This window comes from Hominisplanchenecus faecis, from assembly GCF_020687205.1.
Classification (GTDB): domain Bacteria; phylum Bacillota; class Clostridia; order Lachnospirales; family Lachnospiraceae; genus Hominisplanchenecus; species Hominisplanchenecus faecis.
The window spans coordinates 1-13,981 of sequence record NZ_JAJEQE010000009.1 but is presented as its reverse complement, the minus strand read 5'-3'; the positions used below and the strand labels follow the sequence as shown (position 1 = coordinate 13,981).

Here is a 13,981-nt window from a genome sequence, read left to right as displayed (position 1 = left end):
TTTAGTTGTAGGGCGGTCGCCCGAAAGCGTAAAAGTGGGATTGCCAGTAGCTTGTGTTGATATCTGCATACTGGATGGGGTCGCCGCAATGCAGCATTTTTCCACCGCCCACATAGATACCCACATGGGAAACGCCCGGCGTATCGTAAGTGCCGACGAAAAAGATCAAGTCGCCGGGTCTTGCGTTGGCAGAGGATACCGGGGTGGAAATATTGTAGAGCCCCTGGGCTCCCAGCCTGCCCGTATTGCAGACGCCGCTTTGCGTCAGCGCCCAGGATACGAAGCCGGAGCAATCAAAAGAAGTGTTCGGATTGCTGCCGCCCCAGACATAGGGATAGCCGATGTACTTCTCCGCCTCGGTAATGAGCGTCGCAAAGGTTTCATCTTCCAGTGCGGAAGGCGGGATATCATAGGTGGTGGGCGGTTTGGTGTACTTGTCTACATAGCCGGAGCCGGGGAACAAATCTTCCCGGTTTCCCAGCGTTGCCATATAGACCGCATACAGGGAAAGCATTTCCTCGTCCATGATGTAGACCGGCACATGGGAAAGATCGAAGTTTTCCAGCTTCACCTTGCAGATATAGTAGTTGTACGGTACTTCCACGTCATAGTCATTTCCCTTGCTGTCTGTCCGTGTCTCCGTCCGATAGCGCACCTCCACCTCCACGGTCTGCGTCAGGATGTACTGCTTTTCAAAGAGCATTTGCAGTTCCTCCTGAACCTCGTCGATGGTGAACACCCCTTCATGGAACGCCGTGAGAATGGAGATCAGCACATAAGGGTCATGCTCGATCTCGTCCAGGTCAAAACGGTATTCGTCATATCCGGGGTGCAAAGCCTCATAGTGGCTCAGCTCATATTGAAGTTCCTGCTCCAATTCGCAATAGGCCGCCTCCGCAGCCAGCATATCCGCATCCTCGGAGAGATAAGAAGAAGTAAATACACCGCCCACGCCGGAGCCCGCCATCATGGAACAGGAAGATATCCCGCCAAACAGCAGGGCAACACAGGCGCCAATGCCGATCACCAGCAGAACCGCCCGGCTATGGTGTTTGATGTAGAGGAATGTTTCCTTGAAGGCGTCCTTTGCTTTCTGCGCCGCACTTTTCGCCGTAGCTGCGGTGTTCTTTGCGGTTTTCTCCGCCTGCCGCAGTTCCTTTGCATAGTTCCGCTTGATCCGCTGTTTCTGCAGAAAACGAGATACCGGGTTAGAAGCTGCCAATGCAGGATCATCATGCAGTGCCTTTTGGTAAAGGTAGTCGGCGTTTGCCTTAAAAGAAGCCTGTTCTGCCTTCGCCGCGTCACGCCAGGGCTTTGTGCGGTGATGGTGGACGGCGGCACGGACTTTGCCTTTTCCGTAGGCAAGCCCGCGTTCCGTCAGCACCTCGCCCTTGTGTCCAGCCTCAACACCCACATTTTCCTGTTCCACCTCATGCACCTTCGCATGGGCTGCGTGGGCGATCTCATGGACCGGTCGGGAAAGTGGATTGTGCCGCAGGCGTCCGTTGGGGCGTTTCTCCACTTCTTCAAAGTGAAGCTGCGTCTTGCCTTTTCCGGCTGTCTCGTCAAAAATACGCTCGGTGCGAAGGACTTTCTTTGTGGGGATGGCTGCTTTTGCCGCATCCAATTTGTCCGCCGCACGTTCGGAACGGTCGATGTACTTTCCAAGTATGGGATCGGCACGTTCTTCCTCGGTGAATTTCAGGCGGGAGGACGGGCGCTGCCTTGCGGCAGAACCATCCCGCACCGCCTGGGTGTCAGCCTTTTCCGCCTTTCGTGCGCTTTTCTTCTCATGGTGTTCCGCCGCACGCAGGGCGAGGTCAGCCGCAGCGCCAGCGGATTCTTCCGAAGAAGCGGACAGTTCCGTTTCCGGCTCCCGGTTGCTGATATGTTCCACCTCGCCCGTGGCAAGATTTTCCGATACCGCACCGTCACGGGTCATTTTCTGTGTGATTTTATCGGTTGCTTTCAGTTCCCTCATAGGCAGTCACCTTCTTTTCCATAGGGACAAAAGTCGCCGCAGGTGCCATTTTCAATCATGGCGATATAGCGGAAAATAGGATAGGCCTGGGGCGGGCAAACCGCATTTCCCAAAGTTTTCAGCCGCAGCGCCCTGTCATCCATGCGCTCGGTCATGCGGGGGATTCCTTCGGGCTCGACGGCCCAGAGGATACGTCCGTCCATCCTTTCGGGAAGCCCATGAGCCATTCCACCCAATCCGGGTTCAGTGCTGCCGTTTCGGACACCGGCTGTTCCTGAGAGATGATCTGCGCCGACAAGTTCCCGTCCTTCTTCGCCGGATCGAAGGCCGACGGCTTCAAGGTCGAGCGAAAACCGTCCGATGCCACCGGGGTCAGATAGAATACCGCCGCCGACAGGCTGAGGCTCCAGATTGCCCCGTTTCGGTTCCTCTTGCGGAATATCCCATTGTCCGACAGGAACACATCCAGGCTTGCCGCGTCCCTGGCGGTGTTGTTGTCGGAGGCAAGGGGTGTGGGAAACATCAGCCGCGACGATAAAAGTTCGCTGGCGCTCATGCCATGCGCCGACGCCGCAAGCCGGAAATACGAATGGGAGAACAGCGTATCCCGCTTTTGCCAGGTCAAAGATCGTTTTGTCGAGCCCCATATTGATGAAGCCAGCAACATTTTCCCCAAGCACCCAACGGGGCCGCAGCTCGGTAATAACGCGGCACATTTCCGGCCACAGGTAGCGTTCATCCGCAAAGCCCTTCCGTTTTCCGGCGGTGGAGAAGGGCTGACAGGGAAAGCCGCCTGAGATAACGGTAACTGTTTCAAGTCCTGTTTTTTCAAAAAACGCCTCCTTCGTAAAAGTAGTAATATCCCGGAACCTGGGAACATCCGGCCATCGTGCGGAGAGGACGGAGTGCGGAAAATCCGCCCACTCACACTGGCAGACGGTTTCAAACCCGGCAGCCTCCGCCGCCAGGTCCAGACCGCCAATGCCGGAAAACAGGCTCACATGGGTCAGTTTATTCATGGTCCTTCGGCGCACGGAACGGTTCGATCTCACTTTCCAGCTCCGCAAGGACCGCCTCCATATCCGCCGTGACCGCCTTGCTTCTGGCAATCAGACGGTTCATCACATCAAAGAAAGTTTCACCTTCCTGTTTTTCTTCCGCATGCAAATAATGGGGATCATTCATGTTCGTTTTCTCCTTTCCCGGTTTCACCAAGTTTTGTCGTCATAATGCTGTAAAGTTCATTGTCCTTCGGGAAGTCATCCACAAAAGGCAGAATCACATTGCCGAAGAAGATCAGCCCCTCGCCGGGGCCTGCGTTGCTGATATGCGCCGCCTGCTGGTTGGAGATATTCAGGCGCTCGCAGAGGATTTTCCTGTCTCCGCTGGCCTGGTTCAGAAGGTACACAAAATCGCTGTTTTCAAAGATATTCTCGATCTCCGGGGAGGAAAGCAGGTCCTTAATGTTCTGCGTGATTCCTGTGGGGATACCGCCCCATTTGCGAAAGCGTTTCCAAATCTCCACGCTCCAGGCACCGACCTCGCCGCACAGCAGAAGGTGGAACTCGTCCACGAAGTACCAGGTGGATTTACCCTGATCCCGGTTTTGGGAAACACGGTTCCACACCTGATCCTGGATCACCAGCATACCCAGGCTTTTGAGCTGCTTTCCCAGCTCCTTGATATCGAAGCAGACAATGCGGTTGTTGATATCCACATTGGTGCGGTGGTTAAAAACATTCAGGCTGCCATGCACATACAGTTCCAGTGCCGCCGCGATCCGCTGCGCCTCCGGCTCCGGCTGCCGCTTGATCTCGTCATACAAATCTTCCAGCAGCGGCATATTCTCCGGGCGGGGGTCTGCGATATAGGGGCGGTACACGATCCGCACGGCACGGTCAATGACCGTCTTTTCCACCGGCTCCAGACCGTTCCGTCCGCCTGCCGCCAGTTCACAGAACGACAGGATAAAGTCGGATTTCAGCACCAGCGGATTATCGTCCTCGCTGTAATTGAGGTTGATATCCATAGGGTTCACATACTGCGTGCTGGTAGGTGAGATTTTGATGACCTGTCCTTCCAGATGGTTCACCAGCGGAAAATATTCCGCCTCCGGGTCGCAGATCAGGATATCGTCCTTTGTGTTCAGGAATACCCCAACGATGGAACGCTTTGCGGAAAAGCTCTTGCCGCTGCCGGGTGTGCCCAAGATCATGCCGTTGGGTGTTTTCAGCTTTTTGCGGTCAGCAAGGATCATGTTGCCGGAAGTGGCATTGAGCCCGTAGTAGAGAGCCTCGCCGCCGTGGAAAATCTCCTGTGTGGTAAAGGGAACGAACACCGCCACCGCCGAAGTGGTAAGCCCACGCTGTATCTTAATGCGGTTGACACCCAGGGGCAGAGCCGACACGAAGCCGTCCTCCTGCTGAAAGTCCAGCCGCACCAGGGAGCAGTTATATTTCTGTGCCACGCTTGCCGCACGGAGAAGGTCATTCTCCAGCTTTTGCTTACTGTCCGCAAAATTTACCACCAGGAAGGTCATCAGGAACATTCGCTCATTTCTGCTTTGCAGGTCACGGAGGATGTTCTTTGCCTCGCCTGCGTAGGTGGCAAGGTCGGTGGGGATGATATCCATATCGAAACCTTCCCGCACCGCCTTTTTCTGTGCGTCGATCTTCATACTGTCAATGTCGGTGATCTTCCGCTTGACCGTTTTGATTGCCTCGTTCTGATCCATGCTGCGGATATGGAGGCTGACAAGCAGCCCGCTGTCCGTATCCAGCAGTTCGGTGAGCATACGGTCATCCATTTCCGGTGCGCTGATCTGCAGAAAGGACACGGCACAGAATTTATCCGCCATCGTGAACTTCCGTGCTTCACCGAAGCGGAAGGAAGATGGTGCGATAAAATCCTGGACCGACAGGCCGGAAGGGGCAAGCCAGCTCCATTCAAAGGCAAACCGTTCCCCGTCCGGGTGCAGGATGCCGTGGAGCATTTCCAGCCACTCCTTGCCGCCAAGCTCTTTTGCCAAAGCACCCATGACCTTGAAATGGTTGAGGGCGTCCATGACGATCCGGGAAAACCGTGCCCGTGCGGTTTTGCTGTCCCGTGCCTCGATGGTGAGGGTCAGATACTTCGTTTTGATAAGACCGTTGTTGCCACGTTCAAGCTGCTTGCGGAGCATTTGCGTGTAAAGCTCACGGATATGGTCGAAGTGATCTCCCTGCGCCGCGATCTCGATACGCTTCACAAAATCCTCCCGGTTCATGCGGCGGCTCACAAGAGAGAGCTGCATCCCGATAGAAGCGTCATGGGCGTTATACATATCGCAGAGGGCTTCAAAGATCGCCGTCTGGTCGTCAGGCTTTGCAAGCTGATAATTCACATCTTCGAACTCGATACACTTCGACCAGGTGTGATCGTCCAGCTTGCACAGGCCGTCCGGGTACATCTGGCGGAACGGTAAGGTATCCTGTGCGGAATGTACCTTGCCGTCGCCTCTGGCAGTCTCCAGGATACGCCTGATCTCACGCTTTTCCGCGGCGGTCAGCTTTACCGCGGGTTTTGCCGCCTGCCGTGCCTGCGGCTCTTGCTTTCGCTTTCTGAACAATGGCTTTCACCTCCTTTTCCGCCTGGGCCTGCCGCTCCAAGGCTGCGTAGAAATTGTTTGTCTGGTAAGGCCGCTCTTTCGTCCGCAGGAACATACAGCGGATGACCTGTCCGGCCACCATTTCCAGGGGTTGGCCGTGCCGCTCATACATGGCGAGTAGAAAGAACGGGAGCATGACGATAATCATGTAGAACGCGGCGGCGCTGTTGCTGGCCGTGCGTCTGAGCAAAAAGAAAAGCGGTACTCCAATGAGTGCCGCCGCTCCGAAACAGATAAGCTGCCGTTTGGTAAGTCCAAACAACACTTTGGATTTTACTTTCGTCAAATCCTTTGGAATGGTTACATACGCCAATTTATCAAGCCTCCTTAATGCGCTCCGAACAGGCTCTTAGAGAGGCTGCCGGTCTTGAACAGGGCGAAGCACAGCAGGACCGTGTAGCCCATGCAGGCCCATATCGCGCCTGAGATATTTCCGTCCGTGGCGATACTCTGTACCAAAACAGAGTAGATTCCCACGCACACCATGATTAGAAATGCCTGGAACGCCAATGCAAACAGGGATTTCAAGTAGTTCTGTCCTGTATGGCTCCAATCCCGGTTTGTCATAGTGGCAAGCGGAATTGGTCCAACGGAAGTTGTCAAATACACCTCGATCATGCGGCCGTAGATGACAAGCATGATACAGATGGAAAGGGCGTTCATGGTAAGCCCCACGAAAAGGGACTGGAACCACAGCCCGAACAATTCTCCCGTGCCCAGGGCTTCAAGCTGCGCCTCCATATCCGTGATAACGCTGCTGATATCAATGGAGGTATTCCCGATGATGACGCCTGCACTGCTGTTCACAACGCTTTGTCCCACATCAAAGATACCCATGACAATATTCCATGTGTTCGTCACAATGAGAACGGCACAGAAGGTCTTGAAAATCCACTTGAAGAACATCCAGGTGTCTACATCGTGCAGATTGTTTTTCTCTGTCACAAGCTGGATCAGCTCATAACACATTACGAATGTCAGGATAACCCCGGCGATTGGAACGATCACCGTTTCAGAGAGGTTTCGGATCATAGAAAAGACGCCGCTGTTCCATGCCAGCGGCGTCTGTCCCACTTCACCGGCGATCTCGCCTACTTTGGTATTGACCGTATCGAACATGCCCGACAGGTTTCCCGTGATTCCCTCGATGAGCAGCCCTCGGAGCCATTCATCGAGTTTGTCGAGTATGCCGCTCATAAGCGATCACCGCCGGACGATCAACCGAACAGGCCGGAGAGCAGAGGTACAAGAGTGATGCCGATGAGGGCGACACCGCCGCCAGCCATCAACTGTTTCATACCCTGGCTTTTGGAAGCAGGGTTGTCCTGACCGTAACCTTCCAGAAGGTTGATAACGCCCCAGATACCAAGACCTGCGCCCAGGGCCACTACGAGGGTCTGCAAAACACCAACTGCACTGTTGAAAAATGCCATAAAATAATCCTCCTAAAAAATGTTTTTGATTTGGGTTTAAGTAGTTGCGTCAATCTCGTACACATCGAAGGTATCCGTGGGCTTTACCACGGCACGCTGCTTCTTCATGTACCGTTCCATGTCAAAGACATTTTTAGGGTCGGCGTCGGCCGTGTATCTGTAATTCGGGTGCTGGGTGAGATCGTACTTGTCCGAAAGGAACGGGCGCACGCCCCGCAGCATGAAGATACACTTGCCGCCGTCCATCACTGCCAATTCGTCCTGGGTCATCAACTCCTTTCCTAATTTCTGATAACTGAGGCCATGGGAAACCTGACTGCCCCGGTTTTCGGACTGGTTATAGAGATCAATGGTCTCTTTCCCCAGCAGCTCCGAAATTTCCTTGAGCGTGGATTTCTCTTTGCCTCCCAAAAACAAGGTGCTGTCACAGTTGCCAACGATGGTATCTGCCGCATCCTTGTAGATGGTCTTTAACTGACTCTGCGACTGCAAAATAATAGAAGCCGATATTTCACGGCTTCGGATGGTGGCGATCAGCTTATCAAAGTTCGGTATCTGGCCGATGTTGGCAAACTCGTCGAGAATGAGCCGCACATGGACGGGCAGCCGCCCGCCGTAGAAGTCATCCGCCTTGTCGCAGAGCAGATTGAAAAGCTGACTATACATGAGGGCGGCCACGAAATTGAAAGTACTGTCCGTATCCGACAGGATCACAAACAATGCCGTCTTTTGGTCGCCCAGGGTATCCAGTTCCAGTTCGTCATATTCCATCAGGTCCCGCAGCTCCTTGATATCGAAGGGAGCAAGCCGGGCACCACAGGAAATCAATATACTTTTGAGTGTCTTGCCCGCCGCCATCTTGAATTTGCGGTACTGCTTGACGGCGAAGTGGTCCGGCTCCCGTTCCTCCAGTTGAGAAAAGAGCAGGTCCACCGGGCTTTGATAAGTCTCGTCATCTTCTCTGGCTTCACTGGCATTGATAAGGTCCAGAAGTGTGATGAAGTTCTTTTCTTCCTCTGTGGCCTCGTACCAGATGTAGCCGATCAGTGCGGAATAATAGAGTCGTTCCGCTTTGACCCAAAAATCTTCCGAAGATTTTTCGCCTTCGCCCTTCGTGTTCATAATCAGGGCATTCACCAGCTTTAAGATATCTTTCTCTGATCGAATGTAGGCAAGAGGGTTGTATTTCATGGATTTTCGGAAGTTTATCAGGTTGAGGCACTTGATACGGTATTTCTTCCGTTCCAGGAAAGTGCCGATCTCCGGCAGCAAGGTTCCTTTCGGATCAGTGCAGACATAGGACGAATGAGCTTGCAGCAGCGACGGCTTACAGAAGAACCGCGTCTTGCCGCTGCCGGAACCGCCGATCACCAGAATGTTTTTATTTCTGGCATACTTCGGCTGCTTTGGACGGCTCGCCATTGTGATCCGCTCCGTCTGCGTCATGGGGATGTTTTGGAAAAAGTCCTTGTCCATGTAGGGAGCAATATCCGTCGCCGTGCCCCAACGGGCAGAACCATACTCGATCCCGTGACGGTACTTCTTAGCGTTCTTGCCTTTCAGGTAGACCGCCATGCGAAGGACCACCGCACCGGCTATGCCGATCAGAAGGTCCGTTGGCTGGAAACTGAGCCACGGGGAGGAAAGCGCTGCCGTGAAGCCGTCCCCGATGGAAAGCAGCTTGCCAGAGAGGTCAGCACCGGGCGCAAGCCGGAAAGCCTGTGCCAGCTTATCGAAGGGATACACGAACAGAAGATACGGAAGGTTCAGCAAAAACAGTTTTTTCATATTCATCTCTGCACGCTCCGATCTTTGACCTTTACTTTCTCCCGGTCAATGGTGCGGTGTTCCGTTTTCTCTGCCGCCTGTTCCTTCGCCTGGGTCAGCCGCTCTCGGAGGGAGGGCTTTTCCTCACGGCTCATTTTCCGGCTGGCAAACTCCTGAAACGCCGCTGTGATGGCATCCGCATCCCGGCTTTTGAAAAAGACCAGGTAACGGGGCTGCTCTGCGGTGGTGTCTTTCTTCAAGGCAAAATCCACATGGTATTTCTTCGCCACACGGGAGAAAGCCTTGATATTCTTGTCGCTGATCTCGATATTGGCAAGACCGGCGTTCTGGCTGGCAAGCTGTTTAAGGCTCTGCCTGCCACGGTAGATTTTGGGCTTCTGGCTTTTCCGGATTTCCTCCAGGAACTTTTTGACGGCCTTTTCAAAGACCTGCTCACTTAGCTTGGCTCCGTCAACAATGAGCGTCACGGCGCCCCGCGTTACTTCCTCCTGCATTTAGCCTCGCCCCCTTTGCCCGTCCCCGTACATATCGTGCTGCACCAGGGAAGAATAATAGCTGTTGATGGTGGTCGGAGCGTTATACAGTGCCGCCAGAAGGTATTTCTTGATATTGCGGACATAGGTGGTGTTGTCCTTCATGCAGTCCATGACATACTGCACATGGGAACTGTCCAGCTTCATAAACCGGGACTTTACCACCTCCGCCGGATAATCGTCTCCGGCAATGCGGATGACTTTGCGGGCAGAACACACGGTATCCACGATCAGGTCAACGATTTCGTCAAGCTGCTCACGGTCGATATGGCTGTCCTGCACCAGATAGCTGTACTCGATGTTGTCCAAAATCACTTCACGATAACATTCTCTGGCTCCCATCCGATCCATTCCCATCCGTGCCCCTGCGGGGGTAGGGGGATTTGATGGGATAGGATTTGATGGGATAGGATTTGATATCTCCGTACTTGATAAATCAGTCTTTGTTTGATTAGTATTTAATTGTGCGGGGTTTTCCGTACACGGTTCCGCCGTATCCGGGATACCCATATCCGGGTTTTCCGTATATGGCTTTGCCGTACCCGGTAAAGGCGTACCTGGGCTTGACGGCGGCTCGCACTGAGGCATTTCGTAAATGACATACTCGGTATCCGTGATCTTGCCTTTTTCATCCCGAAGCTGGGTGCGCCGGATATACCCGTGGTTTTCCAGCTCCTTCAATGCCGCGCCGATGCTGTCCACACCTTCCCGGCAGATCGCCGCAAGACCTCTGGTGGTGTAATTCCACTCGTCAGGGAGTGACAGCATCATGGACAGCAGCCCTTTGGATTTCAGGGTCAGCGTCCGATCTTTCAAGTGATGGTTCGACATGACCGTATAATCACGGGTCTTTTCAATACGAAAAACAGCCATCTTCGCACCTCCTTCCTGTGAAAATAAAAAGTGTTGATTTTGAGCGGTTTACCCGTCTGTATGCCTCCATAGCCTCCCGCATGGGAAAACATCCACGCTCTGTTCAGAACGCAAGCCACGGAGGAAGAAACAGAAGATTTTCCGCTGATTTTGATACAGTTTGGGGCGGCTACCTCTCACGGTCTTTATGGTCATAGTGGAGATCGCCGGAAAGCACCTTCGCATGGTTACGGATTTTGATATGTCCCTTTTCCTGATTTTCCAAAGCCTTGCTGTATCCGGTGTCGGTCAGGAACAGGCGCATTTTCTCACCCTTCCAGCCAACAGGCGAGTCATGGGTAAGAACATCAAAGACAATCATGTGTCTGGTCGCCGGGTCGAAACGCTCTAAAGCCATAATGTCATGGCCAGATAACTTCTGCGCCCCGGATCGCTGCCTGGCTTCTGCCAGCATTTCTCCGATGGTGCGGGCTTTCTCCGGCAGACGGTATTCGGCCTGCACCTTGCGGATCAAATCCATGCACTCCTGATCCGACAGTGGGCGGAGCTTGTCCAGAAGGCCTTCCGCCGTTTCTTTCGTTGCCGGGTTCGGCGCATAGTGCCATGTCATATAAATCTCATTCAGGGCGGCGTTCTGATTGGTACTTTCAATCTGAAACACCATCCTCATTTCTGCTTCTGTCAGTTTCATTGCCAGCCTCCTTCAAAATGGGTATAAAAAAACGCCATAGGTCTTTTGAGCCTACGGCGTTTCTTGCGATATTCACAATTCCAAACTTTCCAGCCACTCGTCAAAAGATTTCTTGGAGACGCGGATCGCATTGCCTATGCGGACGATCCTGAACTCCTCCTGCTTGACGAGCTGATATGCGGTTGTGCGGCCAATGTTAAGCATGGCTGCAATCTGTTCCACGGTATATGTGCGCGGTTCCGGCAGTGACTTTTTCTCTTTCTTGTCCATAGTAACCTCCATGTATTTGCCTTGTCATTTTGACTAAGGGAGTGAAGAATGGCAGTAGCAATCGGCTTTGGCGGGGTGTCCTCTTGCTAAGAATTTGCTAATAGGACCACCCAACGGACACATAAAACTGCGTCAGAATAGGTGTTTTGCACCATAAAGTTCGTTTACTACAAGTCATTCTGCGTAAGGGATGATATTGGAAGTTACATCCGAACCGTGTATCACATGGTAAGCCATACTCCTAAGCGAGGGGTCGGAGGTTCAAATCCTCTTGGCGACGGGCTTCAAAGCGTTCGAAAATGTTAGCTGGATTAGCTGACAACGAACGCTTTTGTTATTTTCAAATCACGTTCGTGACACAAGATTCCATTCAAAATGATCAATTTCCAGCTAATGCAATCCGATTTTTGTTAGAGCGTGTTTGAAAGAGAACAGTCGTAATTTGGATGAAAAGATAAAATGTAGAGGTAATCAAATAATGAAAGACAATAATTTGAGTGATAGTTGCTTATTAGATGACAGTTGCTATATCTTTGACACTCACGCACATTATTTCCATAAGTGTTTTGATAATATGCCTAATGAAATAAATAGAGAAGAATTGTTAAAAGCGATTTATAAATCTAATATCAAAAAATGTATCGTACCTGCAATTAATTATTGGACGAATTTCGAAATGAAAAGGTTATTTGATAAGCCAGAGTATAAGTGGATTTATTATGCACATGCTTCTCACCCTAAATATTTAAGAAAAGAAGTCCATGAATGGAATGAAGAACGGTGGAACGAGTATGCGGAATTGCTTAGTAGTCCAAAGTGTATTGCGGTTGGAGAAACAGGCCTGGATTATAGTTATTCAAGCTTTTGTTTAGAACATCAGAAGTTACAAAAAAAATTTTTTGAAATTTTTATTGACTATGCAAATAAATATCAACTTCCGGCAATACTTCATATTCACTCTGGAGCGAAAGAAGAATTTGAATATAATAGATGTAATATAGATGCTGACAAGGATGCTATTTCTATTCTCAAAAAACATCCGTTGGAATTTGGTGCTGTTTATCATTGCTTTGACGGTGATATTGCAAAAGCGAAGAGTTACTACGATATGGGAGTAAACTATTTTGGAATTGGCGGCAAAATATTTTATGAAGAGGAATTAGGGAAAGCGGTACGTTTCATGCCTGAAGAAAGCATTGTTCTTGAGACAGACGCTCCGTATATTAATCTACCAGAGAGAATAGGGCCGAATACATCAATTTCTTTATGGAATATTGCAGAGAAAGTAGCGTCTATTCGAGGAACTACAAAAGAAAGAATAATTGAATTAACAACTAAAAATTCAGAAAAGTTATTTCGCATAAGAGAGTAGATGTGTAAACAAATATTATATATCATTCCTCCCACCGGGAGTCCACGTATTTTAATATCGGCTGTCCCTTTCGATATTAGAAATAGTGCTGTGAACACCTTTAGGTGGAACCAACAGACAAGTGAAACTGGTGCTAGAATATAAATAGTACAAGCCAAAATGAGAAATTCCAAATACACATAAGCATGATACAATAGAGGCATGCTGAAGGAGGATCTCATATGGCAAAGCAACATGACAAACAATTTAAACTTGATGCAGTCCAGTACTATCAGGATCACAAAGATCTCGGAGTACGTGGATGTGCAGAAAATCTTGGCATCGGATACAGCACATTAACAAAATGGCTGAAAGACTTCCGGGAATCAGGTGATATTCCTGTTCGTGGTTCTGGTAATTATGCATCTGATGAGCAGAAGGAAATTGCCCGTCTCAGACGTGAATTACGTGATGCCCAAGATGCACTTGATGTGTTAAAAAAAGCAATCAACATTCTGGAAAAATGACGGAAGCCATTTATCTTGAAGTGTCTGAGAAGACGGAAGCTGCAAAAAAGGCTGGACGCCGGGTTTCCGTTTCCGGAATGTTGAAATTTTTAGGTGTCTCTCGCTCAGGATATCTTGCATGGCTCCACCACGTACCTTCTGATACAGAAAAACGTCGTAAAGCTGTAAAAGCAAAAATACAGGATATTTAGGATGATTCCAAGCAGAACTACGGTGATCCGAAAATCACTGTAGAACTTCGAAAAACTGGTGAAGTCATTTCGGAAAGAACCGTTGGTACATATATGTGCCAAATGGGAATCCGTGCTCAGTGGAGCAAACCATGGACGATCACCACAAAAGATTCCGATTTCAGCACTGAATTACAAAATATCCTTGATGAGCAATTTAATCCTGATCGTCCGAATGCAGTCTGGTGTTCGGATATTACCTACATCTGGACAATAGATGGATTTGTCTATCTGACCAGTGTTATGGATTTATTTTCCAGAAAAATCATAGCCTGGACGCTTTCAGAAACACTGGAAGTATCTTGCGTGATTGATACTATAAACAAAGCCAAAGCTCGCCGAAATATCGATCAACCATTAATTATCCATTCGGATCGTGGCAGCCAATATGTTGCAAAGGAATATAAAAAAGCAACCGAAAATATGCAGCGCAGTTATTCGAAGAAAGCATTTCCGTGGGATAATGCATGCATTGAATCCTTTCATTCTATTATCAAACGTGAATGGCTCAATCGCTTTAAAATTCGCGACTATAAGCAGGCATACCAGTTGATTTTTGAATATCTGGAAGCTTTCTACAATACGAAACGAATTCATAGCCATTGCAACTATATGTCGCCAAACGAATTCGAACGAGTGTATGAAAGAACGCACACTG

Annotated in this window: 16 protein-coding genes; 4 read left to right on the top strand and 12 right to left on the bottom strand. The window is 50.4% G+C overall.

All coding sequences use genetic code 11. The features are described from left to right. Position 1: 1 nt before the first annotated feature. From LKD42_RS04325 to LKD42_RS04270, 12 genes are all read right to left on the bottom strand, one after another. Positions 2 to 1,981 (bottom strand): C40 family peptidase, encoded by a 1,980-nt coding sequence (locus LKD42_RS04325; protein WP_248834917.1) that lies wholly within the window; start codon positions 1,979 to 1,981, stop codon positions 2 to 4. Beyond that, positions 1,978 to 3,000 carry a DNA cytosine methyltransferase gene (locus tag LKD42_RS04320; RefSeq protein ID WP_248834916.1) on the bottom strand — a complete coding sequence of 341 codons (1,023 nt, stop codon included), beginning with the start codon at positions 2,998 to 3,000 and terminating at the stop codon, positions 1,978 to 1,980. Before LKD42_RS04320 ends, LKD42_RS04325 begins: the two co-directional genes overlap by 4 nt. Further along, complete coding sequence (locus tag LKD42_RS04315; RefSeq protein ID WP_217793041.1) at positions 2,993 to 3,166, bottom strand: hypothetical protein; 174 nt, start codon at positions 3,164 to 3,166, stop codon at positions 2,993 to 2,995. The genes LKD42_RS04320 and LKD42_RS04315 overlap by 8 nt, the downstream gene beginning before the upstream one ends. Then, positions 3,159 to 5,588 carry a VirB4-like conjugal transfer ATPase, CD1110 family gene (locus LKD42_RS04310; RefSeq protein ID WP_349192365.1) on the bottom strand — a complete coding sequence of 810 codons (2,430 nt, stop codon included), beginning with the start codon at positions 5,586 to 5,588 and terminating at the stop codon, positions 3,159 to 3,161. Before LKD42_RS04310 ends, LKD42_RS04315 begins: the two co-directional genes overlap by 8 nt. Then, complete coding sequence (locus tag LKD42_RS04305; RefSeq protein WP_248834915.1) at positions 5,506 to 5,940, bottom strand: PrgI family protein; 435 nt, start codon at positions 5,938 to 5,940, stop codon at positions 5,506 to 5,508. The genes LKD42_RS04310 and LKD42_RS04305 overlap by 83 nt, the downstream gene beginning before the upstream one ends. A 14-nt stretch (positions 5,941 to 5,954) precedes the next feature. Continuing rightward, complete coding sequence (locus LKD42_RS04300; protein ID WP_248834914.1) at positions 5,955 to 6,824, bottom strand: VirB6/TrbL-like conjugal transfer protein, CD1112 family; 870 nt, start codon at positions 6,822 to 6,824, stop codon at positions 5,955 to 5,957. 20 nt (positions 6,825 to 6,844) lie between these two features. Further along, positions 6,845 to 7,060, bottom strand: coding sequence for a Maff2 family mobile element protein (locus LKD42_RS04295; protein ID WP_071143480.1), 216 nt, complete (start codon positions 7,058 to 7,060; stop codon positions 6,845 to 6,847). Between the two features lie 36 nt (positions 7,061 to 7,096). Beyond that, entirely contained in the window at positions 7,097 to 8,854 is a 1,758-nt protein-coding gene (locus LKD42_RS04290) for a VirD4-like conjugal transfer protein, CD1115 family (RefSeq protein ID WP_248834913.1), read from the bottom strand. Next, positions 8,851 to 9,342 (bottom strand): PcfB family protein, encoded by a 492-nt coding sequence (locus tag LKD42_RS04285; RefSeq protein WP_248834912.1) that lies wholly within the window; start codon positions 9,340 to 9,342, stop codon positions 8,851 to 8,853. Before LKD42_RS04285 ends, LKD42_RS04290 begins: the two co-directional genes overlap by 4 nt. After that, positions 9,343 to 10,254 carry a DUF6017 domain-containing protein gene (locus LKD42_RS04280; protein WP_248834911.1) on the bottom strand — a complete coding sequence of 304 codons (912 nt, stop codon included), beginning with the start codon at positions 10,252 to 10,254 and terminating at the stop codon, positions 9,343 to 9,345. A 169-nt stretch (positions 10,255 to 10,423) separates the two neighbouring features. After that, positions 10,424 to 10,945: a DUF5720 family protein gene (locus LKD42_RS15335; RefSeq protein WP_248834910.1), complete on the bottom strand. Its 522-nt coding sequence runs from the start codon at positions 10,943 to 10,945 to the stop codon at positions 10,424 to 10,426. A gap of 72 nt (positions 10,946 to 11,017) precedes the next feature. Further along, positions 11,018 to 11,215 (bottom strand): helix-turn-helix domain-containing protein, encoded by a 198-nt coding sequence (locus LKD42_RS04270; RefSeq protein ID WP_114000934.1) that lies wholly within the window; start codon positions 11,213 to 11,215, stop codon positions 11,018 to 11,020. A 442-nt stretch (positions 11,216 to 11,657) separates the two neighbouring features. Here LKD42_RS04270 and LKD42_RS04265 point away from each other — a divergent pair, with 442 nt between their 5' ends. The 4 genes from LKD42_RS04265 to LKD42_RS04250 form a co-directional block, all read left to right on the top strand. Continuing rightward, complete coding sequence (locus tag LKD42_RS04265; RefSeq protein ID WP_248834909.1) at positions 11,658 to 12,587, top strand: TatD family hydrolase; 930 nt, start codon at positions 11,658 to 11,660, stop codon at positions 12,585 to 12,587. A gap of 221 nt (positions 12,588 to 12,808) precedes the next feature. Further along, positions 12,809 to 13,093, top strand: coding sequence for a transposase (locus tag LKD42_RS04260; RefSeq protein WP_248834908.1), 285 nt, complete (start codon positions 12,809 to 12,811; stop codon positions 13,091 to 13,093). After that, on the top strand, positions 13,090 to 13,284 hold the full coding sequence (locus LKD42_RS04255) for a hypothetical protein (RefSeq protein WP_243872018.1): 195 nt from the start codon (positions 13,090 to 13,092) through the stop codon (positions 13,282 to 13,284). The genes LKD42_RS04260 and LKD42_RS04255 overlap by 4 nt, the downstream gene beginning before the upstream one ends. A 33-nt stretch (positions 13,285 to 13,317) precedes the next feature. Then, on the top strand, positions 13,318 to 13,981 hold a 664-nt coding region (locus tag LKD42_RS04250; protein WP_248834955.1), incomplete at its 3' end, for an IS3 family transposase.